This window comes from Ochrobactrum teleogrylli, assembly GCF_006376685.1.
GTDB lineage: Bacteria > Pseudomonadota > Alphaproteobacteria > Rhizobiales > Rhizobiaceae > Brucella > Brucella teleogrylli.
The window spans coordinates 212,958-235,017 of record NZ_VEWL01000003.1 but is presented as its reverse complement, the minus strand read 5'-3'; the positions used below and the strand labels follow the sequence as shown (position 1 = coordinate 235,017).

Sequence of the window (22,060 nt, the reverse complement as noted above, 5' to 3'; positions counted from 1 at the left end):
AAAAATCCGAAACCATCAAACGGCGGCTGTGGCCGCCGTTTTCTTTTGCGGGGCCTGATCAATATAGGCCCATGCCGGGCGGCGGAACAGAAACTGGCCATAGCCGGTCCATTGGATAAGCCCGTAAAGAATGACCGGCCCGATCACGCCGCTTGCGGTGGTCAGCAGCGATACTGTGCCGATATCGATGAAGCCGAGTTTCAGCAGCACCGTGCGCGCAATGGCCATTGGTAGGAAGAAGGCCAGATAGATCACAATCGAATGTGCGCCGAGCCAGCTTAAGGCCCGATGCAGCCAGTTGCGCGCGGACAGCAGGCTTAACAGCGACGAAATCGAGATAATCGCCAGCGCGCCGACCAGTCCCAGCAGCAGCGAGATAACGGGCAGATCGCTGATAGCGCCACGCCCGTTCAGAAGATCGCTTGCCGGCGCGATCAGCGATGCGAGGCTTTCCGGCACCGGCATGAAGACGAGCTTATATTCGACAAGACCCCAGACGAGTAGCCCGGCAACGCCGACAAGAGGACGCTGGCGCAGCCAGTCCGCAACCTTGAAGATGGCCGGTGCGAAGGCATAGCCCGCGAAGAAGTAGACGAAACGCGAGCAGAATTCGTCAATCATCACCCAGCCCGTATGCACGGGCAGGATTTCCAGCACAGCCAGCACCGTAAAGGTCACGCCCACCGGCACACGCTTCAAAAGCCGTGTCGCGATAAAGAAGATTGGCAGGATATAAATGAACCACAGCGTTCCAAACGGCTCGACGAAAGCCATGAGATAGGCCTGCACAACGCCTGAAATACCGGCTTCGCTGGCAATGCCCGGCGCCTTGAACGCAAACTGGATCGTGAGCCACAGAATGTAGAAATACAGGAAGTGCACAACCTTGCGATCGAGATAGCGCCGCCAGGGCCGGTCGATGACGAGGCTGAGAAACAGCCCGGAGATCATGAAGAAATCCGGCATGCGGAATGGTTTGGCGAAGGCAACCACATAATGCATCCAGCCTTCGGCACCCGCCGCCTTTTCGACGCCCAGCGTGGAATGCATCATAACGACGAAGATAATGCAGATGCCCTTGGCAATATCGACCCAGTCGATCCGTTCGCTGCCGCCCGCTATCTGCATATCGGTCTCCCACCTTTTAAGCCCGGTTTTCTATAACCCGATTGGATCTAGATTAATATAGGCCTGCACAGAGCGGCTCTTTCGGTGGTTTTTAACCGAATTTTAACTAGAGAAGGCGGTTTCACGGCTTCGTGTACGGGTTTTTGCACATTTCGCTTGCTGTGGCTTCCTTGCTACAGACTTTTCTGAGCAGTCGCTTATATTAGGGGCAAGCTTGGTTCAGAAAATTTCCTTTGGAGGTTCATCATGAAGCTCAAGACGCTTCTTCTCGCATCCACCGTCGCCCTCGTTGCTGCCACCGGCGCAAAGGCTGCTGACGCGGTTATCGAACAGGAACCAGCACCGGTTGTCGTCGCTCCGACCTTTACCTGGAACGGTGCTTACATCGGTGGTCAGGTTGGCTATGGCTGGGGTAAGTCCGACTTCAGCGGTGACCTTTTCACCTATGGCAATGTGAAGCCTGATGGCTTCCTCGGCGGTCTCTATGCCGGTTACAACTTCGATCTGGGCAACAATGTTGTTCTCGGTATCGATGGCGACATCACCTATAATGACGTCTCGAAGGGCATCGACATTTACGATGGCGATCTCGCAGTCGGTTCGTTTGAAAACAAGCTGCGCTGGTCGGGTGCCGTTCGTGCCCGTGCTGGTTACGCCTTTGACCGCTTCCTGCCTTACATCGCTGGCGGTGTTGCATTCGGCAATATCAAGAACAGCGGCGACATCGACGGTATCGGCTTCTCCGAAAGCAAGACGCTTACCGGCTGGACCATTGGCGGCGGTGTGGACTATGCCGCAACCGACAACCTGATCCTGCGTCTTGAATATCGCTACACCGATTACGGCGATAAGGACCTCGATTTCGGTGGCCTGAGCGTCAACAACGACTTCAAGACCAACGAAGTTCGTCTGGGCGTTGCCTACAAGTTCTGATCCTTCGTTAAAGGATTGCAAGGGAAAGGCCCCGCATTGCGGGGCCTTTCTTTTTGCGGTTGTGATACCGCCAGATAAACAAAAGGCCTCTGCGAGCAGAGGCCTTTATTTTTGTCAGGGGCCGAGCTGGATCAGACGTCCAGATTGGCGACGCTCAGCGCGTTTTCCTGAATGAACTCGCGGCGTGGTTCCACTTCGTCGCCCATCAGGCGCGAGAAGAGCGAATCCGCATCGGTCGCATCGGTCACCTTGACCTGCAGAAGCGAGCGCACATTCGGGTCAAGCGTGGTTTCCCACAGCTGTTCGGCGTTCATTTCGCCCAAGCCTTTGTAACGCTGTAGGGTGAGGCCCTTGCGACCCGTCGCGAAAACTGCATCCAGCAGCGCCATCGGGCCGGACAACACGTCCGACCTGTCCTTGCGGCGCAGCATGGGCGGCTCGGCGAAGGTTTCGCTCATGCGGCCTGCCACACGGTCGATCTGGCGGGCATCGGCAGAGCCGAGCAGCGCCATGTCGAGAATGGCGACATCCTTGACGCCGCGCACCATGCGCTCGAAGCGATAGCCACCATCTTCCATGACATGGCCGGTCCAGCCGCGCTCGGTTTCTTCCGAAATCATGTCGAGGCGCGTCGCAACCGTATCGGCAGAGCGTTGCGCCGTGGCATTGTCCTTCGATGCGTCGGGGTTGAGCAGGCCAGCAATTGCCGCCTGTTCGACAACGCGGCGGTCATAGCGGGTGTGCAGGCCATGCAGAAGCTGGCGGAGCGTGCGCGCATCGTCCACGACGGCGCGCAGATCAGGCCCGGCGCGCACTTCGCCGCTTGCCATTTCAAGGGCTGCTTCTTCAAGGCCGGTCTCGATGAGGAAGTCCTCGAAGGCGGCTTCGTTCTTGATATATTGCGAGGACTTGCCGCGCGACACCTTATAGAGCGGCGGCTGCGCAATATAGATATGGCCGCGCTCAATCAGCTCCGGCATCTGACGGAAGAAGAAGGTGAGCAACAGCGTGCGAATATGCGCACCGTCGACGTCAGCATCGGTCATGATGATGATCTTGTGATAACGCAATTTGTCGGCGTTGAAGCCGTGCGTCTCATCCTTGCCGATCGAGGTGCCGAGCGCGGTGATCAGCGTGCCGACCTGATCGGAGGAGAGCATGCGGTCGAAGCGGACGCGTTCCACATTCAGGATCTTGCCGCGCAGCGGCAGGATCGCCTGGTTCTGGCGTGAGCGCCCACTCTTCGCGGAACCACCTGCCGAGTCACCTTCGACGATGAAGAGTTCCGACTTGGCCGGATCGCGTTCCTGACAATCGGCGAGCTTGCCCGGCAGCGAGGTGACGCTGAGCGTGCTCTTGCGGGTGATGTCGCGGGCCTTGCGCGCCGCTTCACGGGCGGCGGCGGCCTGAATGACCTTCTCGACCACGGCTTTGCCTTGCGCCGGATGCTCTTCCAGCCAGATCGACAGCGCTTCGTTGACGAGGCTTTCGACCACCGGGCGCACTTCCGACGAAACCAGCTTGTCCTTGGTCTGCGACGAGAACTTCGGGTCCGGCACCTTGACGGAAAGAACGGCCGTCAGGCCTTCGCGGCAATCGTCGCCGGTGAGCTGCACCTTTTCCTTCTTGGTCATGCCGGAAGCATCCGCATAGCCCGTGACCTGACGGGTCAACGCGCCACGGAAACCGGCCAGATGGGTGCCGCCATCGCGCTGCGGGATGTTGTTGGTGAAGCACAGCACCTTTTCGTGGTAGGAATCGTTCCACCACATGGCGACTTCAACCGTCATGCCGTCCTTTTCGCTGCGGATATAGACCGGCTCGTCGATCAGCGGCTTCTTGTTCTGATCGATATATTTCACGAATTCGATCAAACCGCCGTCGTAATGCAGTTCGTGTTCCTTGGCGTCCGCATGACGGTTGTCCGTCAGCTTGATGCGCACACCGGAATTGAGGAAGGCAAGCTCGCGCAGGCGGCGCTCCAGCGTGTCATAGTCGAATTCGACCATGCTGAAGGTTTCCGTCGAGGGCAGGAAGGTCACGGAAGTGCCGGTTTCGCCGTCGGCCACATCGCCCGTCACCACCAGCGGCGCATCGGCGACGCCGTGGGTAAAGCTCATTTCGTGAACCTTGCCATAGCGGCGGATCTTCAGCTTCAGCCAGACCGAAAGCGCGTTGACGACCGAAACGCCCACGCCGTGCAGACCGCCGGAAACCTTGTAGGAATTCTGGTCGAACTTGCCGCCCGCATGGAGCTGGGTCATGATGACTTCAGCAGCCGAAACGCCTTCTTCCTTATGGATGTCGGTCGGGATGCCGCGACCGTTATCGGTCACAGTGCAGGAGCCATCGGCGTTGAGCGTCACGGTGACGAGTGTGGCATGGCCCGCCAGTGCTTCGTCGATGGCGTTGTCCACGACTTCATAAACCATGTGATGCAGGCCGGAGCCGTCATCCGTGTCACCGATATACATGCCCGGACGCTTGCGAACGGCATCCAGACCTTTCAGAACACGAATGGAATCCGCGCCATATTCGGCGGAGGCTTCGGAATTCATCTCGGGCGTATCGCTCATGAAAATCTTTCGAAAACGTGCTGCGAATGCAGCCTGATAGCCTGCTGCAAATGCAGCCTTAAAGAACGTGTCGAATCACACGACAAACATGGCTTTAATATAGGCGCTAACGGCTTATTTTCCAAATTTCACGCGCAAATTTGCCGGGGATTCCGGTAGTTTGGGCGGATATCGACCCCATATGGCAGATGCGGCCTCGATTGGGCTTCTGGAAGCGCCACAATTACCCCTTATATGTCATAAAACAACGGTATCTGGAACGCTTGGATGAAACTGCGATGACTATGCCGGAAGTGCTAGAACCCTTCGTGCCGCCCGCGCCGCGTCCGCGCGAAAAGCCGGTCGGCCGTTTCGAGATGATGCGCGTGGTTTACAAGAACCCGCTCGAATTGTGGGGCGAGCCTTCCTACAATGAGCGCTGGGTCGAGGTCAGCTGGCTCGGCATCAAAACCATCATCGCCAACGATCCGGGGCTGATCCGCCACGTGCTGGTGGAAAATGCCGCCAATTATCCCATGTCCGCCATTCGGCAGCGCGTGCTGCGCCCGCTGCTGCGCGATGGCCTTCTGACGGCTGAGGGGCAGGTGTGGAAGCGTTCGCGCAAGGCCATGGCGCCTGTCTTCACGCCGCGCCATATTGCGGGCTTTGCGCAAACCATGCGCGACCGTTCACGCCTGTTCGTCGAGCGCTACAGGACCAACGGCACCGTCACCGATGTTGCCCATGACATGACGCTTTTGACCTATGATATTCTGGCCGAAACGCTGTTTTCCGGTGAAATCGCAGGCGATCCTAACGATTTTGCGCGCCAGATCGACAAGCTGTTTGAAACCATGGGGCGCGTCGATCCGTTCGATCTGCTGGGACTGCCCGACTGGCTGCCACGCTTCACGCGCTTGCGCGGCCAGCAGTCGCTGGGCTTTTTCCGTGCGCTTGTCTCCGACACGATTGCCCTGCGCAAGGCGCGTATGGACAAGGGCGAGGCGGTGCCGAGCGATTTCCTGACGCTGCTTCTGCGCGCCGAAGGTCCGGAAGGCCTGAGCCGCTCCGAGATCGAAGACAATATCATCACCTTCATTGGCGCCGGTCACGAAACCACGGCCCGGGCGCTCGGCTGGACGCTCTATCTGTTGGCCAAGGCACCGGATGAGCGTGAGCGCGTCGAAGCGGAAATCGACGCCTTTTTCGAAAAGGGCGGGCGCGATCTCCCGCCGCATGAATGGCTGGCCAGCCTGCCTTTTACGCGCGCGGCTTTCGAGGAAGCGATGCGTCTTTACCCGCCTGCGCCATCGATCAATCGCGAGGCGGCGGAGAATGATCGCTATGGCGATCTGGCAATACCGAGAGGCGCAACGGTGCTGGTCATGCCGTGGGTGATCCACCGTCACCGCCTCTACTGGGATCAGCCGGATGCTTTCATGCCGCAGCGCTTCTGGCCGGAAAACCGCGACCGGCTCGACCGTTTCCAGTATCTGCCCTTCGGCGCGGGACCGCGCGTCTGCATCGGGGCGAGCTTTGCCTTGCAGGAAGCGGTGATTGCGCTGGCGACTTTGCTCGACGGTCACCGCTTCGACGTGCTGGAAACCACCAGACCGTGGCCGGTGCAAAAGCTCACCACGCAGCCGCAGGGCGGTCTGCCCATGAAGGTGGTGAGGCGATAGCAAAAAGCCCGGCCAAGCCGGGCTTTTCTGTGTCTTACAGCCGTTCTGCATGCCAGCGCAGATGGTCATCCATGAATGTCGAAATGAAGAAATAGGAATGATCATAGCCCTCGCGCATGTTGAGCGTGAGCGGAATGCCAGCTTTCTTGCAGGCTTCTTCCAGCAGCCACGGACGCAAGCCGTCGTTCAGGAAACCGTCTGCGGTGCCCTGATCGACCAGAAATGCCGGGAATTTGTAGCCATCCTCGATCAGCAACGACGCATCATAGGGACGCCATGCACGTTCTTCCGGTCCGAGATATTTTTCCAGCGCCGGTTTCGACCATCCGGCGGTCGATGGCTGCACGATCGGCGCGAAAGCCGAGGCCGACTTGAAGCGGTCCGGGTTTTTCAGCGCAATCGTCAGCGCGCCATGACCGCCCATGGAATGGCCGGTGATGGCTTGCCGCGCCATATCCAGCGGAAACTCAGCCGCAACCAGATCGGTCAGTTCCTGCGTGATATAGCTATACATCTGGTAGTTCCTGGCGAAAGGCGCCTGCGTCGCATCGACATAAAAGCCTGCGCCCTTGCCGAACTGCCAGTTCTCCGGTTCGTCCGGAACGTCATCACCGCGCGGGCTCGTATCCGGGCAAATAACGGCAATTCCAAGTTCTGCAGCCAATTGTCGATATTCGCCCTTGTCTATCACGTTTTGATGCGTACAGGTGAGGCCGGATAGGTACCAGAGCACCGGGACCGGACCATCCTTGGCCTGCGGCGGCAGGAAGACGGCAAAGGTCATATCGCACTGGCAGGTCGCGCTTTTGTGCCGGTAGACGCCTTGCGTCCCGCCAAAGCACTTGGCTGTCGAAATTGTTTCGAGGGTCGTTGTCATGTGAATTCCAGTTCCTGATTTTGCGCGCGGGCCGGGCTATTCAGCTGCCGAGCGCGACGGCGGCATTGACCGCTGCCGCGACGAGAATGGTGTTGAAGAAATAGGATACCACGCTGTGCATCAGTGTCAGCCGCCGCATGGCGGTGGTGGTGACGCCCGTATCGGAAGTCTGCGCGGTCATGCCGATGACATAGGCGAAATAGGCGAAATCCCAGCCCGATGGTTCCTGCGTGCCGGGAAAGTCGAACCCGCCGCGATGGCGGCTGGCGTGGCCGTTGTCGTCACCGGCTGGTTCCTGCGGTTGCCAGAAGGCATGGGCGTAGTGAATGGCCGTCATCATGTGGATGGTCGCCCAGCCGAGCGGCACCGATGCAAGCGTGGTCACCAGCGCCAATGCATCCGCCTTCGGCTGCCGGTTGAGCAGAATGAACAGCGAGGCCACTGCGACGATAACGGTTGCGAAAGTCACCAGAAAGATGATCCAGGCCGGTTCATCGGCGGCGGCGGCGTGCTTTTTGAGAAAAGCGGCGGTGAGCTTCGGAATGGCCACAAGCGCCAGCACCAGATAAAGCACGAAGAATGTGTCCGCCCCGATCACCGGCGCCAGCGGACTGTCGAATAGCCAGGCGATGATAAAGGCCGCTGCGCCGCCGATGGCCGCAAGATAAAAGGACATATGGCGGCGCAGCAGAAACATCAGTTGCTCTTTTCCCGGCGTTCCAGCCGCATGTCCACATGCGGGATGCCGTCTTCCAGATATTCATCCGAAATGACTTCAAAACCGAACGAGCCATAGAATTTCTGCAAATGGCTCTGGCCACCGAGCTCAATGGCGATGCCGGGAAAATGCTGTTGCGTGAAGGCAATCGCTTCCTGCATCAGCCTTCGGCCAAGTTGGTAGCCCCGGTAATCCGGGGCCACGACCACACGCCCGATCTTGGCAGGTTTGCCATCACTTTCCGGCGGCAGAACCCGCAAGGCGGCTGCGAGTTCTTCGCCGTCAAGAATGCGCAGGTGGAACGCGCCAATGTCCTTGCCATCGATTTCGGGATAGGGGCATTTCTGCTCCACCACGAAAATATCCACGCGCAATTTCAGCAGCGCATAAAGCGCGCGCGGCGTAAAATCGTCCAGCTCATCCCAGCGGGATATCAGCGTTTTTTCGCTCATCAGTAGACAATCACCGAACGGATCGACTTGCCTTCATGCATCAGGTCGAAGGCCGTGTTGATTTCATCGAGCGGCATGGTGTGGGTGATCAGATCGTCGATGTTGATCTTGCCGTCCATGTACCAGTCGACGATCTTCGGCACGTCGGTGCGGCCGCGCGCGCCGCCGAAGGCGGTGCCTTTCCAGACGCGGCCCGTGACCAGCTGGAATGGACGCGTGGCGATTTCCTTGCCAGCTTCCGCAACGCCGATAATGATGGATTCACCCCAGCCGCGATGGCAGCATTCCAGCGCCTGACGCATGACATCGGTGTTGCCGGTGGCGTCGAAGGAATAGTCCGCGCCGCCATCGGTCAGGTCTTGAATCGCCTGAACCACCTTGTCATTGCCGATTTCACGCGGGTTGACGAAGTCGGTCATGCCGAACTTCTTCGCCATTTCGACCTTGGCCGGGTTGATATCAACGCCGATGATCTTGTCCGCGCCGACCATGCGCGCGCCCTGAATGACATTGAGGCCGATGCCGCCGAGGCCGAATACCACCACATTCGAACCCGGACGAACCTTTGCCGTATAGATCACCGCGCCGATGCCGGTGGTGACGCCGCAGCCGATATAGCAAATCTTGTCGAAGGGCGCGTCTTCACGCACCTTGGCGACGGCGATTTCCGGCAGAACAGTGAAGTTCGAGAAAGTCGAGCAGCCCATATAATGGAACACTTCGCCGCCATCGCAGGAAAAGCGCGTGGTCTTGTCCGGCATCAGGCCCTGACCTTGCGTGGCGCGGATCGAGGTGCAGAGGTTGGAGCGCTGCGACAGGCAGGTTTTGCACTGGCGGCATTCCGGCGTGTAAAGCGGGATGACATGGTCGCCCGGCTTGACGGAGGTCACGCCTGCGCCAACTTCGCGCACGATGCCCGCGCCCTCATGGCCGAGAATGGCCGGGAACTTGCCTTCGGAATCGAGGCCCGACAGCGTATAGGCGTCGGTGTGGCACACGCCGGTCGCCATGATTTCGACCAGCACTTCACCGGCCCGCGGTCCGCCGATTTCGACGGTTTCGATGGTGAGCGGCTTTTTTGCCTCCCAGGCAACGGCTGCACGTGATTTCATGACGATGTTCCTTCTGGATCTGGAGCGCATCCCGAGAATTTTGAAACTATCTTCCGACAGGATGGGCTCAAAAACAAATAGTTAGTCCGGTTTGGCGCCCTATTTCAGATAGGTGCGCAAAATCTGCATGATTTGATCGATCTCGGCGTCCGGGTCTGTCGCGACATCCCGCACAATGGTCTCACGCGCTTGCCCGAATGTCTCGCGGAAGTGACTTTCCAGAACTTCCGCCATCAGCCCGTTGGCCGCGCCGCGCAAGGCTGCGATCTGTTGCAACAGCGCCGCGCATTCCGTGCCCGCTTCCACGGCGCGTTCCAACGCTTCCGCCTGTCCGCGAATGCGGCGAAGGCGGGTTAGCGCACGCTTTTTATCGTCCGGTGAATGCGGCATGAATCCTCTCGATTTTGCGAAAATCTATATACTATGGGGGAGTATGTCAATTGCTCCTGAAGCGTCTTTTTCAGGAAAGGATTTGCGCGTGCGGCCAGATACGCGCAAACCTTTCAGACCGGTATCAGGCAGGTTTTTGCTGGCGCATATGGATCAGCGGGTAGGGGCGTCCCTGATCGTCGGTTTCGGAACGTCCGGTTTCGATGAAGCCCATATGCCGGTAGAAGCCGACGGCCTGAACGTTCTGCTCGTTCACATCGACGGTCAGCGTGCCGCCATTGAGGGATTGCGCGTGGGCGATGAGCCGCTTGCCAATGCCCTTGCCGCGCTGGTCTGCCGCGATGAACAGGCTGTCGATCTGATTGTCGGTCAGCCCCATGAAGCCGACAGGCCTTCCGTCGTCTTCGATGACCCAGACTTCAGCATTAGGCAGATAATGCTCGGATACGAGGGTTTCTATTTCCCGGAAATCCTCGGGACTAAGAAAGTCATGCGTGGCGCGCACGCTGGCCCGCCAGATTTCAGTGAGAGCAGGCGCGTCGGTCGCGCTCGATAGGCGGATATGGGGCATGTGTGTTCCTGACAGAATAGGTGTGAAAGCACGCTCTTCTACCACCTTATCAGTTCGGACTTGAAGAAGCCGATTTTGCTTTTCTCCCAGACCGTTCCGTGGGCCGGAAGAGCCGCGCTGTGCCTCTGCCATGGACTGTTGGAAACGGTGCTCCATCCCTTTTGCGCCATGCCGGGTAGGCGCGGCAGGATCAGAAAACTCAAATCATCGAAACTCTTGATCGTTTCGCACCAGATTGCGGCACCCACGCCCGCAATATGCGCGTTCTTGCCCCCGCCGGGCAGGGATTTGCCCGGATTCCAGTTATAATATTCCTCGACGGTCTGGGGCCGATAGGTGCGCAATCCAAGACGTGCCTTGAGCGCATTCTGCTCGGGTAGAATGGACGCTTCCTTATAGGGCACGTCGAGATAGCTATGGGCAAACGGCGTGAGCAGGATCGGAAGCGCGCGCTCCATCGCGCGGTTGAGGTCGTTCAAACTGTTCTGGACATTCTTGACGACCATTTTCTGCAACTGGAGTGCCTGTTGCGATCCCATCTGCGCGCCGAGTTCCATATTGGCATATTTGGGGTCGGTGGAAATCCAGTGCTGAACGACGATATCGCGGTCAAGTCCGGCTCGCATGGTTTCCTGACAGGCGATCGGCTTTTTCCCGGCCAGCACCGCCACCTTATGCTGATGCCGGACGAATTTCGTATAAAGCTGTTCCGGCATCCCGAAGGCTTCATCACCGCCGATATCGAGCCAGCGCCCGGGGAAGACTTCCAACAGATAGGCTATGATCTCGTCATAGACTTTGAAGCTATCGGGCAGATCGGGGTTGAGCCAGGCGCGATGCTGCACCACGCCCGGTGTCAGTTCGAAACGTTGTACGTTGCTGCCCATCGCCAAGTCCGGGTGCAGCCTGATCAGTGCCGCGGCATGGCCGGGCGCGTCCGAAGATGGAATGACGGTGATGTGACGTGCCTGCGCATAGGCGACGATTTCGTTGAGATCGGCGCGGCTATAGATGGGCTCGTCATCCGGCTGTTTGCCATCCGGTCTAGCGGCTTCAATGCGCCAGGTCTCATCATCGGTGAGATGAAGATCGAGCGCGTTGAACTTGTAGAACGCAATCAGATCGATGACCGTCTTGATCTCGTCCGTGGTGAAATAATGCCGGGCAACATCGAGATGGAAACTGCGCCATTTGTAATGCGGACCGTCCACGATGCGGACAGCAGGAATTTCGATGCCGCTGGCATCCTGTTGCGGCGCAGTGGCGAAAAGCTGCAACAGCGTGGTCAGGCCCATGGCTAGCCCTTGCGAACTGTTCGCCCTGATGACGACCCCGGTTTCGTCTGCGTGCAGAAAATAGCGCTCGTCCAGATCGTCCTGCTCGGCGGGCGAGAGGCCCGTCGACCGGGGAGCCTCTTTGATTTCCGGTGTCGGACCGATTTCCAGATGAATGGCGCCCTTCGGTGAATTCGCGCTGGAACGCGGTGCGTTTACGAGTTTTATTTCCGAGAAGGGTCGTATTGCTTCTTTGAAAACGCGAATACTGTTTTCAATGGCGGGATCGTCATAGGTGATCCTGGCGCCGCTCTCGACGCGGAATTTTCCGCTCAAATTCCTGATCCTGTGCGGGGTCGGGATGAGAGGAATGGCTGCATCCGTGTCCTTCGCAGCTGCATCGAAGAGGCCGGGAAAACCCGATGTCGCCAGGCCGCCTGCGAGACTGGAAAGAATAAGTCCTTTTAAAAATTCCCTTTTGCTAATATTCATCCCGATTAATTCCCCAGGTTTCTTAATTTTATAAATACTATGCATAATTATACGAATAAAATATACAGAAATACTTTTGTGAAGTCTTGTAGGATGCGGGAGCCTGTTCGATCGGGTTTCGAATATGGATAATGGCCAGCACTTGTGTGATAAGCACAAGTGCTGCTGCCCCTGATCGACGGATATTCTTTTGACGCGCCTGCCTGATCTTCCCGTTACCCGCATTCTGCCGCAACTGGATACGGCCATGGACACCCATGCAAGCGCGGTTCTGGTCGCGCCGCCGGGTGCGGGCAAGACGACGCTGGTGCCGATCCATATGCTGGATGCGCAGTGGCGCGGCGATGGCATGATCGTGCTTCTGGAGCCGAGGCGACTTGCTGCCCGCGCGGCTGCCCGTCGCATGGCCGAGCTTTTGGGCGAGGAGCCGGGCGAAACGGTCGGCTACCGGATGCGTCTGGAGAGCAAGGTTTCGGGCAGGACGAAAATCCTCGTCGTCACTGAGGGCGTCTTTGCGCGGATGATCCTTGATGATCCGGACCTCAAGGGTGTGGCGGCAGTGCTGTTCGACGAGTTTCACGAGCGCAGCCTCGATGCGGATTTCGGGCTAGCGCTGGCGCTCGATGTGCAGGCGGCTTTGCGCGACGATCTGAAAATTCTGGTCATGTCGGCAACGCTCGACGGTGCGCGTGTGGCCGCACTCCTCGGCGATGCGCCAGTGATTGAAAGCGAGGGCCGGGCCTTCCCTGTCGATATTCGTTATCGCGAACGAAAAGCCGACGAGCGGGTGGAAGACGCGATGGCGCGGAGCATTCGCGACGCGCTGGCCGATGAGACCGGTAGCATTCTGGCTTTCCTGCCGGGGCAGGGCGAAATCGAGCGCACGGTGCGCCTTCTGGAAGATCGCGTGCCGGCCCATGTGATACTCGCGCCGCTTTATGGAGCGATGGAAGGCCGCGATCAGGATGCGGCGATCAAGCCGGCACCGGAAGGCAGGCGTAAGGTGGTTCTGGCGACCTCGATTGCTGAAACCTCCATCACGATCGACGGCGTGCGCGTGGTGATCGACAGCGGGCTTGCTCGCCTGCCGAAATATGAACCAGCCACCGGCCTGACACGGCTGGAAACGGTGCGGACCTCGCGCGCAAGCGCCGATCAGCGGGCGGGCCGCGCCGGGCGAACGGAGCCGGGCATGGCCATTCGCCTCTGGCATCAGGGGCAGACGGCATCGTTGCCCGCCTTTTCTCCGCCCGAAATTCTGGAGGCCGATCTATCCGGCCTTGTGCTCGACAGCGCCGCTTGGGGCGTGATCGATCCGGCAACGCTTGCCTTTCTCGATGCGCCGCCGAAACCGGCGCTGAATGAAGCCCGTGCTCTGTTGCGCAGGCTTGGCGCGCTGGACGAGGCCGGGCGTCTGACCCCCGACGGAGAAGCGATGCGTCAGCTCGCTCTGCCTGCGCGTCTTGCCCATATGGTGGCCGAGGCGGGCAAGCGCGGCGAAGTTTTAAAGGCTGCCGAACTGGCGGTCCTCTTAACCGAGCGTGGTCTTGGCGGTAACGAAACCGATCTCGATACGCGCTTTTCGCGCTTTCGCAATGATCGTTCGGACCGTGCTCAAAGGGCCAAGGGTCTGGCAAAGCGCCTTGCCGCGAATGTGCCCAATCAGGGCGCGCCCGCTGGATCAGGCATCGGGCGCATGCTGATAGACGCCTATCCCGACCGGATTGCCAGAGCGCGCGGCCAGACCGGGCAATTCCTGTTGGCCAACGGTCGCGGCGGCGAGGTGGATAGCGCGATCAGCCTCAGTCGTGCACCCTGGCTGGTCGTGGCGGATATGTCCGGCAAGGCGGGCCGTGCGCGTGTTCTTTCGGCTGCCGAAGTGTCGGAAGCGGAAATCCGGTCAGCTCTCGGCGAGCGGATCGAGAGCGGGCGACAGGTCGTCTATGACCCCGAAAAGAACGCGCTCAGGGCGCGTGAGGCCGTGCGCATCGGCGCCATCGCCCTTTCGGAAAAGCCGCTGGCCGCGCCATCGGGCAGCGCTGCCGATGAGGGCGTGATCGCCGCCCTGCGCGAACATGGGCTTGGCATTCTGCCCTGGGGCAAGGAAGCCGAAATTCTGCGTCGCCGTCTTGGCTGGCTTTATCGTGGGCTGGGCGATCCATGGCCATCCATGGACGACGAGCATCTGCTGGAGACGCTGGAAGACTGGCTGCTGCCCTTCCTGACCGGCGAAGCGCAACTCGACCGCATTCCGGGTCACGTGCTGAAAAACGGCCTGATGAGCCTTGTGCCCTTTGATCTTCAGCGCAGCGTGGATCAACTCGCGCCAACGCATTTCACCGTGCCGACCGGCTCGCATATTCCAATCCGCTACGATGCCGAAGAGCCGGTGCTGGCCGTCCGCGTGCAGGAACTGTTCGGACTTGGTGTGCATCCATCTATCGCCAATGGCAAGGTGCCTTTGCTGCTGGAACTTCTGTCGCCCGCCCATCGCCCGATCCAGATCACCCGGGATCTGCCGGGATTCTGGAAAGGATCATGGGCCGATGTGCGGACCGACATGCGTGGGCGCTATCCAAGACATGTCTGGCCGGAAGACCCGGCCAATGCGGAAGCAACCCGCCGGGCAAAGCCGCGCGGAACCTAACACGACAGTTGCATTCTTCGTGATGCCGGACTGCAAAGAGCAATTTTCTGCGCTCCGGTGCTCGCAAGTCACTCTTTTCGCCACGGCCTGACGAATTTGCAACTGTCGTGCTAAAACGAAGCATTAACCGCCTGCGACCGGATAACGCAGTTCCGCTTGCATTCCTGTCTTCGCTTGTCCCATAAGGGGCAGGATAGAGGGACAGCAGAAAATGCACGCAGAGTTCGAGAACCGCGCTTCCAATCTTTCGCGCCGCCCGCGTTTGACCACGTTGGTTCGTGTGCGCTGGCTGGCCATCGCCGGGCAGACGGCAGCCGTCATGCTGGTGGCGCTTTACCTGCAATTCCCCTTTGCTGTCGGTATCTGTTTTGCGCTGATTGCCTGCTCGGCCTGGCTCAATCTCTATCTGGCCTTTCGTTTTCCGACCAATCACCGGCTGAACCCGGAAGCGGCGAGCCTTGTGCTGGCCTTCGATATTCTGCAACTGGCGGGCCTGCTTTATCTCACCGGCGGGTTGCAAAACCCCTTCGTCATCCTGATGATCGTGCCGGTCATCATTTCGGCCACCTCGCTTTCAGCCCGGCACACGCTCGCGCTGGCTTTACTGGTCGTGGCCTGCACATCGGTGCTTTCGGTGCGGCACGAGCCGCTGCCCTGGTATCCGGGGCAGGAACTGAACCTGCCCTTCCTGTTCGTGATCGGCATCTGGTGCGCGATCACCTCGGCACTGGGCTTTACCGGTGTCTATGCCTATCGCATCGCGGAAGAAGCGCGCCAGCTGGGCGATGCTTTGAGCGCTGCGGAACTCATTCTCCAGCGCGAACATCACCTCACCGCTCTGGATGGTCTCGCCGCTGCTGCCGCTCACGAGCTGGGAACGCCGCTCGCCACCATCGCGCTGGTGGTGAAGGAAATGCAGCGTTCCTATGCCAAAAATCCGGTTGATACGGGGCTTGGCGAAGACATTGCGCTTTTGCATTCGCAGACGCAGCGCTGCCGTGAAATTCTGCAACGGCTGACCAGCTTGTCCTCGGAAAACGAGGAGCATATGTCGCGCCTGCCATTGTCCTCGCTGATCGAGGAAGTGATTGCACCGCATCGCAATTTCGGTGTCACCATCGACGTGGAGAAGGTGGAAGGGCCGAAGCCCGAGCCGGTCACGCGGCGCAATCCCGGCCTGCTTTATGGCCTCGGCAATCTGGTAGAAAATGCTGTCGATTTCGCGCGCGGCAATGTCAGTGTCACCTGGGGCTGGACCGACAATCAGGTCAGCGTGACCATTCAGGACGATGGCGAAGGTTTCAAGCCGGAAATCCTCGACCGCATCGGTGAGCCCTATATGACCAGCCGCGACAGCACCCGCAATGGCGGCGGGCTTGGCCTTGGCCTGTTTATCGCAAAAACCTTGCTGGAGCGTTCCGGCGCACAGATTGCGTTCCGTAATCGAAGCAATCCGGGGCAGGGGGCAGAAGTCAAAGTGGTTTGGCCGCGTTCAACCTTCACCCACGTCTGACGCAAAACCGCCTCGCAAAATTGTTTTTGCTCAACTTCTTGTGTTGTCTTTTAGAATTATTAATCAAATACAATGATTTATAGTCTGGCGTAAAATTCATGGCCGTAGAAATTGCTTCAACGATTCAATGGCTATTTGACTTTTTGACGCAGGGGTATCAATAAGGGATCAAAAATACAGGCAGGAAGCACCCGATGGACGACTTGAAGCAGGAAGACAGCGAAGCCATAGGCAACGACCCCACCCTCCTTCTGGTTGATGACGACAAACCTTTCTTGCAACGCCTGGCCCGCGCCATGGAAAGCCGGGGCTTTCAGGTGACCACAGCGGAATCGGTTGAAGAAGGCATCGCCGCCGCCAAGGCCGCAGCGCCCGCCTATGCCGTGGTCGATATGCGGCTGGGAGACGGCAACGGTCTCGACGTCATCGAGGCCATTCGCCTGCGTCGTTCCGATACGCGTGCCATCGTCCTCACCGGTTATGGCAATATCGCCACCGCCGTGAATGCGGTGAAGCTCGGAGCCATCGACTATCTGTCGAAGCCTGCCGATGCGGATGAAGTCTTTGCAGCCCTGACCCGCCGTCCGGGCGAAAAAGTCGCTCCGCCGGAAAACCCGATGTCTGCCGATCGCGTCCGCTGGGAGCATATCCAGCGCGTTTACGAGATGTGCGAGCGCAATGTTTCGGAAACCGCGCGCCGTCTCAACATGCATCGCCGTACCTTGCAGCGCATTCTCGCCAAGCGCGCGCCGCGCTGAGGCCTTGATTCTGCATTTTGGCGTTCGCCCGCCGAAAATTAGTAATTTCTTAATTCAGTGAAAAATCCAGTAAAACCTCCGTGTTTTGCTGGATTTTTTTATTAGAGGGGATTTCAAAGGTAATTTCCCTATATTGTGTATCATTCCTAGTGGATTGTTCTAAAGTTGAATATAAAAATCTATAATAATAAGGCAACTAAGGCACATCCCGAAAAGTGTGAAACGGTTTTCGGATAAGATGTGCTCCAAAAACAAATAGTTAGAGCGGTCATGCGCCGCTCTAGGGCCATTCGGAGGAGAATGCTGCGCCCTGTTCCACCGCAGCCCGGTTCTCTTGTGCTCGAATGCGCTATCTAACATTCAAGGCAACACATGACTGCTCATACTGATGCACCTTCGAGCGCGACCGCCCGCCGGCGAGCGCTTATCGCCAGCTTGACTGGCAGCTCCATCGAATGGTTCGACTACTTTCTCTACGGCACAGCCGCCGCGCTTGTTTTCAACAAGCTGTTCTTCCCCAACTTCGACCCCGTTGTCGGATTGATGCTGTCTTATCTGTCGTTTTCGCTGACCTTCTTCATCCGTCCGCTGGGTGGCGTGATTTTCGCGCATATCGGCGACCGTATCGGCCGCAAGAAGACGCTGGTCATCACGCTGTCGCTGATGGGCGGTGCAACCGTTCTCATCGGTCTGCTGCCGACCTATGATCATATTGGCGTCTGGGCACCCATTTTGCTGATCCTGCTGCGCATGGTGCAGGGGCTCGGCATTGGCGGCGAATGGGGCGGTGCTCTGCTGCTGGCCTATGAATATGCACCTGCCAATCGCAAGGGCTTCTTCGGCAGCGTTCCGCAGGTCGGCGTGACCATCGGCATGTTGCTGGCGACGCTTTCGGTCAGCCTGATGGTCACTCTGCCGGATGAATCCTTCATGGCCTGGGGCTGGCGCGTTCCCTTCGTGCTGAGCGCGGGTCTGGTTTTCCTCGGCCTTTGGATCCGTAACGGTCTTGACGAGACGCCGGAATTCAAGCAGGCGAAGGAAAGCGGCAATGTCGCCAAGATGCCGCTCGTTGAAACCCTTCAGAACCATTGGCGCGAAGTGCTGATCGCCGCTGGCCTGAAGGTCGTGGAAACAGCACCGTTCTACATCTTCTCTACCTTCGTGGTGAGCTATGCGGTGAGCACACTCGGCTTCGAAAAGAGCGCGGCGCTGAACGCCGTGATGATCGGCGCGCTGGTCGCTTCAATCCTGATCCCGACCATGGGTCTCGTGTCCGATTATGTTGGCCGCAAGACGGTCTATGTCGTCGGCTGCATCCTGCTCGGCCTGTTCATCGTTCCCTACTTCATGCTGCTCGACACCAAGACCGTCTGGGGCCTGACGCTGGCAACGGTTATCAGCTTTGGCGTTCTCTGGTCGCCGATCACCGCTGTTCTGGGCACGCTGTCGTCGGAAATCTTTGCGACCAAGGTGCGCTATACCGGCATCACGCTCGGCTACCAGCTGGGTGCCGCGCTGGCTGGCGGTACTGCGCCGCTGATCGCCACCTGGCTGCTCGCCAAATATGAAGGCAGCTGGCATGCGGTCGCGGTCTATCTGCTGGTGACGGTGCTGATTTCTCTGGTCGCCATCATCGCGATCAGCCGCAGCCGTTCGCGCCAGTAAGCGCCTCTGCTAAAGCATTGAAAAGCGGGGAAACCACATCGGTTTCCTCGCTTTTTGTTTAAAAATCGCCGCCCGGCATTTCCAGTCCGGAAAGCTCGGCATAGGTGAGGCGCGCCGCGCCCGCCCGGGCAAAGCGCAGCATCAGCGCCTTGCGGGTAGCACCTGCCAGCTTGTGTTCAGGCGCATCGCGCAGGATTTCCGCGCCATAACCGTCAGAGAGAATGAAGCCGCATTCCTCCGGGAATATCTCACGCGGCACCGCCGGATGGGTGGCGAAAAACAGCCGGTCGCAATAGGCGCGATAGTCCGGCCATTTGCGATCCGCCTTCCAGTCCTCAATCGACGACTTAATCTCGACAATCCAGATTTCGCCCTTGCGGCTGACCGCAATCAGATCGGCGCGGCGGCCGGATGCAAGCGGCAGCTCCGGCAAGGTCGCAAGCCCCATATCCAGAAACAGGCGCTGCACACCACGGCGCACAAGCATGGCGTTGTCTGATTGCCGTCCGTCGGACAGCGGATGGGTCTGGTTGGGAATCACGATGGGCATGGCGGCATTTTGCGTGCGGTTTCAAAGCGAAACAACCGAAAACGCGCGATTCTTTGTGGCGATTTTTGAGTATTGGTCCGTCAAACAAGGCGAAAAAAGGCAGAAAAATGGCCTAATAAAGAATTTTTCAATTTACGGTTAACGTACAGTTAACAATACTGCCGCATCTTCAAGCATGAATGGGCGATTCGCTCCTTTTGACGGCACATTGATTCTATCTTGGGGGAATGCATGAATTCTCGCGTCCTTAAACTGACGGCGGCACTTTTTCTTGCAGGCGGACTTGCTGGCTGCTCTACTGTCGGCGGAACGTTCTACACAGCCTCTTACTCGTCGGTCACCGATGCTGGCTATGTGCTTCCCGCCATTCCGAGCGAAAAGATACCGGCGCAATATCGTCGCCAGATCGTGAAGTATCAGACCGATGAAGCCCCCGGCACCATCATCGTCGATACGCAAGCGAAGTTCCTCTATTACATCATGCCGGATGGCAAGGCGATGCGCTATGGCATCGGCGTCGGGCGTGAAGGCTTTGGCTGGTCGGGCACAGCCCGCGTTGCCATGAAGCGCGAATGGCCGACCTGGACGCCGCCATCGGCAATGATCAAGCGTCAGCCGGAACTGGCGAAGTTCCGCAATGGCATGGACCCGGGCCTCAAAAATCCGCTCGGCGCGCGTGCGCTCTATCTGTTCAACAAGGGTGGTGATACCGGCTATCGCCTGCACGGGACGCCGGAATGGTGGACCATCGGCAAAGCCATGTCGTCGGGCTGCATCCGTCTGATGAATCAGGATATCATCGATCTCTATGATCGTGCCGAACAGGGCGCAAAGGTTATCGTGAAGCAGTAAATAATGCTATATCGGCGATACACGACATTAAAGTGGTGATCGTGTATCGCCGAACTTATTTTCAAATAGTTTAAAGTCTGTTTTCAGAGCAGTGCGGGAAATATATCTGCATATTGCAGAATGACATCTGAAACGGAGTGCATAAAGTATCCATACGCCTCCTTTAGTTCTTCCAAGTCTGAACTGCCGATCGGTATATGAAACATCATGTCCTCTTTCTTGAAACATGAGTGAATCTATACTTTTTACGGGGCGCTGCAATCGCCATAGTTTGGTACACGATAAGTACGATGATATCGCTTATACTTAATATACGATATGCGCCAGGACGGCGTTGAGCGCGGCGCTTTCATAAAAAAACGCCGGTCTGGCGACCCGGCGTTTTTCAGATTTCAGTTTGTGAGACCGATCAGATCTGTTCGACCTGCTGCACTTCCGGCACGAAGTGACGAAGCAGGTTCTGGATACCGTGCTTCAGCGTCGCGGTCGACGACGGGCAGCCCGAGCAGGCGCCCTTCATGTTGAGAAACACGGTGCCGTTTTCGAAGCCACGGAAAGTGATGTCGCCGCCATCCTGCGCAACGGCAGGGCGAACGCGGGTTTCGATCAGTTCCTTGATGGTTTCGACGATTTCGGTATCGGCTTCATCGAAGAATTCTTCATCTCCATGAGCGGCTGCGGCGTCTGCATTGGCGTTGCCAGCCATGGCCGAGGCGCCCGACATGAAATGCTCCATGATCGTGCCGAGGATTGCAGGCTTCAGGTGCTGCCAATCGCCATCGTCCTTGGTGACGGTAATGAAGTCATAGCCGAAGAAAACGCCGGTAACGCCCGGAACGGCGAACAGCTTGGCTGCCAGCGGCGACGTGTTGCCGGCGGATGAAGCATCGCGGAAATCGGCGGTGCCTTCCGGCATGACCACCTTCCCGGGCAGAAACTTCAGGGTCGCCGGATTGGGCGTGGTTTCAGTCTGGATGAACATGCCAGTTCTCCGCTTTCAATTTTGGAACTGTTCTAATAATAGCGAAACCGCGCAGAAACAAGGGCTGTCGCTCTCAGGCGCGTTTCAGTTGCTATCAATATAGGGTGATTGCACAACAGTTGCAAATTCGTCAGGCCGTGGCGAAAAGAGTGATTTTCGAGTACCGGAGCGGAACGTATTTAAAGGTACGTGAGCACCGGAAGCCTCGCATAATCCCGAAAAGTTGCAGACTTTTCGGATCAGATTATGCGAACGCAAAACTCAAAATTGCTCTTTGCAGCCCGGCATCACGAAGAATGCAACTGTTGCGTCAGGTCACCGCATCAATGTCGTCATCGGTCAACCCTGCGGGAACAACGGTGACGGGGATGGGAAACTGGGCGCGGCCAGCCAGCGATTGCACGAGAGGGCCGGGGCCTTCCTTGCCGGAACCGGCAGCGAGAACCAGAATGGCAATGTCCTGGTCTTCCTCGATCAGGCTGAGCAGCTCTTCCGCTGTCTGGCCTTCACGGATGCTGAGTTCAGGTTCGATGCCCTGATCTTCACGTACGACGGCGGCGAATTTTTCCAGCGCGGATCGCGCTCGATCCTGCGCTTCGGCACGCATGATTTCGCCGACGCCCAAAATTTGCTGGAAATCGGAGTCATCAATAACGAAAAGCAGAATGAGCGAGCCGCTCGTGTTTTTGGCACGGCGTGCGGCATAGGCGACAGCGCGCCCGCATTCGGGCGTTTCATCGATGACGGCGAGAAATTTGCGTCGGTGACCGGATTCCCGGCTTAGTCGTTTGGATACCATGGCCGCAATTTGCCATCAGGATTGGCCGCCTGCAAGCCAGCATTCTTTGCTATGGCCCTTAACAGCAGGCAATTTCACAAAAACAAGGGCGACCGCAAAAAACCAGTCGC

At 58.1% G+C, this 22,060-nt stretch carries 19 protein-coding genes; 7 read left to right on the top strand and 12 right to left on the bottom strand.

What is annotated here, in order from left to right:
- Window positions 1-15: 15 nt before the first annotated feature.
- Window positions 16-1,128, bottom strand: coding sequence for an acyltransferase family protein (locus FIC94_RS07660; RefSeq protein ID WP_140024473.1), 1,113 nt, complete (start codon window positions 1,126-1,128; stop codon window positions 16-18).
- A 246-nt stretch (window positions 1,129-1,374) separates the two neighbouring features.
- Here FIC94_RS07660 and FIC94_RS07655 point away from each other — a divergent pair, with 246 nt between their 5' ends.
- Entirely contained in the window at window positions 1,375-2,061 is a 687-nt protein-coding gene (locus FIC94_RS07655; RefSeq protein ID WP_140024472.1) for an outer membrane protein, read from the top strand.
- Window positions 2,062-2,192: 131 nt separating this feature from the next.
- Here FIC94_RS07655 and gyrB read toward each other — a convergent pair whose 3' ends face one another.
- A complete protein-coding gene (gyrB, locus tag FIC94_RS07650) occupies window positions 2,193-4,637 on the bottom strand; it encodes a DNA topoisomerase (ATP-hydrolyzing) subunit B (RefSeq protein ID WP_140024471.1) in 2,445 nt (814 codons plus the stop codon).
- A 284-nt stretch (window positions 4,638-4,921) separates the two neighbouring features.
- Between gyrB and FIC94_RS07645 the strand changes: the two genes are divergently transcribed.
- The gene (locus tag FIC94_RS07645) at window positions 4,922-6,298 is read left to right on the top strand and encodes a cytochrome P450 (RefSeq protein WP_140024550.1); all 1,377 of its coding nucleotides are present in this window, start codon (window positions 4,922-4,924) and stop codon (window positions 6,296-6,298) included.
- A gap of 34 nt (window positions 6,299-6,332) precedes the next feature.
- Here FIC94_RS07645 and fghA read toward each other — a convergent pair whose 3' ends face one another.
- From fghA to FIC94_RS07610, 7 genes are all read right to left on the bottom strand, one after another.
- On the bottom strand, window positions 6,333-7,175 hold the full coding sequence (fghA, locus tag FIC94_RS07640) for an S-formylglutathione hydrolase (protein WP_140024470.1): 843 nt from the start codon (window positions 7,173-7,175) through the stop codon (window positions 6,333-6,335).
- Between the two features lie 40 nt (window positions 7,176-7,215).
- Window positions 7,216-7,872, bottom strand: coding sequence for a DUF1345 domain-containing protein (locus FIC94_RS07635; protein WP_121537092.1), 657 nt, complete (start codon window positions 7,870-7,872; stop codon window positions 7,216-7,218).
- Window positions 7,872-8,345 (bottom strand): GNAT family N-acetyltransferase, encoded by a 474-nt coding sequence (locus FIC94_RS07630; RefSeq protein WP_109368160.1) that lies wholly within the window; start codon window positions 8,343-8,345, stop codon window positions 7,872-7,874. The genes FIC94_RS07635 and FIC94_RS07630 overlap by 1 nt, the downstream gene beginning before the upstream one ends.
- Complete coding sequence (locus FIC94_RS07625) at window positions 8,345-9,457, bottom strand: S-(hydroxymethyl)glutathione dehydrogenase/class III alcohol dehydrogenase (protein ID WP_121537094.1); 1,113 nt, start codon at window positions 9,455-9,457, stop codon at window positions 8,345-8,347. Before FIC94_RS07625 ends, FIC94_RS07630 begins: the two co-directional genes overlap by 1 nt.
- Before the next feature lie 99 nt (window positions 9,458-9,556).
- Window positions 9,557-9,847 (bottom strand): metal/formaldehyde-sensitive transcriptional repressor, encoded by a 291-nt coding sequence (locus FIC94_RS07620; RefSeq protein ID WP_109368162.1) that lies wholly within the window; start codon window positions 9,845-9,847, stop codon window positions 9,557-9,559.
- A 124-nt stretch (window positions 9,848-9,971) separates the two neighbouring features.
- On the bottom strand, window positions 9,972-10,418 hold the full coding sequence (locus FIC94_RS07615; RefSeq protein ID WP_121537096.1) for an acetyltransferase: 447 nt from the start codon (window positions 10,416-10,418) through the stop codon (window positions 9,972-9,974).
- 38 nt (window positions 10,419-10,456) lie between these two features.
- The gene (locus tag FIC94_RS07610) at window positions 10,457-12,184 is read right to left on the bottom strand and encodes a family 20 glycosylhydrolase (RefSeq protein WP_180917929.1); all 1,728 of its coding nucleotides are present in this window, start codon (window positions 12,182-12,184) and stop codon (window positions 10,457-10,459) included.
- A gap of 190 nt (window positions 12,185-12,374) precedes the next feature.
- Here FIC94_RS07610 and hrpB point away from each other — a divergent pair, with 190 nt between their 5' ends.
- The 4 genes from hrpB (at window position 12,375) to FIC94_RS07590 (ending at window position 18,767) form a co-directional block, all read left to right on the top strand.
- Window positions 12,375-14,831, top strand: coding sequence for an ATP-dependent helicase HrpB (gene hrpB / locus FIC94_RS07605; protein ID WP_140024468.1), 2,457 nt, complete (start codon window positions 12,375-12,377; stop codon window positions 14,829-14,831).
- Window positions 14,832-15,042: 211 nt separating this feature from the next.
- Window positions 15,043-16,344 (top strand): ActS/PrrB/RegB family redox-sensitive histidine kinase, encoded by a 1,302-nt coding sequence (locus FIC94_RS07600; protein WP_121537102.1) that lies wholly within the window; start codon window positions 15,043-15,045, stop codon window positions 16,342-16,344.
- A gap of 194 nt (window positions 16,345-16,538) precedes the next feature.
- Window positions 16,539-17,102 carry a global response regulator transcription factor RegA gene (gene regA, locus FIC94_RS07595; protein WP_078339656.1) on the top strand — a complete coding sequence of 188 codons (564 nt, stop codon included), beginning with the start codon at window positions 16,539-16,541 and terminating at the stop codon, window positions 17,100-17,102.
- 372 nt (window positions 17,103-17,474) lie between these two features.
- The gene (locus FIC94_RS07590; RefSeq protein WP_140024467.1) at window positions 17,475-18,767 is read left to right on the top strand and encodes an MFS transporter; all 1,293 of its coding nucleotides are present in this window, start codon (window positions 17,475-17,477) and stop codon (window positions 18,765-18,767) included.
- Between the two features lie 58 nt (window positions 18,768-18,825).
- Here the strand turns inward: FIC94_RS07590 and FIC94_RS07585 are convergent, their stop codons facing one another.
- Window positions 18,826-19,317 carry an MmcB family DNA repair protein gene (locus FIC94_RS07585; RefSeq protein ID WP_109368168.1) on the bottom strand — a complete coding sequence of 164 codons (492 nt, stop codon included), beginning with the start codon at window positions 19,315-19,317 and terminating at the stop codon, window positions 18,826-18,828.
- A 231-nt stretch (window positions 19,318-19,548) separates the two neighbouring features.
- On the opposite strand from FIC94_RS07585, the gene FIC94_RS07580 reads away from it, so the two are divergent.
- Entirely contained in the window at window positions 19,549-20,169 is a 621-nt protein-coding gene (locus FIC94_RS07580) for a L,D-transpeptidase (RefSeq protein WP_109368169.1), read from the top strand.
- Window positions 20,170-20,578: 409 nt separating this feature from the next.
- On the opposite strand, the gene FIC94_RS07575 is transcribed toward FIC94_RS07580, so the two are convergent.
- Together FIC94_RS07575 and FIC94_RS07570 are read right to left on the bottom strand one after the other, a co-directional pair.
- A complete protein-coding gene (locus FIC94_RS07575; RefSeq protein WP_140024466.1) occupies window positions 20,579-21,151 on the bottom strand; it encodes a NifU family protein in 573 nt (190 codons plus the stop codon).
- 310 nt (window positions 21,152-21,461) lie between these two features.
- Window positions 21,462-21,950 (bottom strand): universal stress protein, encoded by a 489-nt coding sequence (locus FIC94_RS07570; RefSeq protein WP_109368171.1) that lies wholly within the window; start codon window positions 21,948-21,950, stop codon window positions 21,462-21,464.
- Window positions 21,951-22,060: the final 110 nt, after the last annotated feature.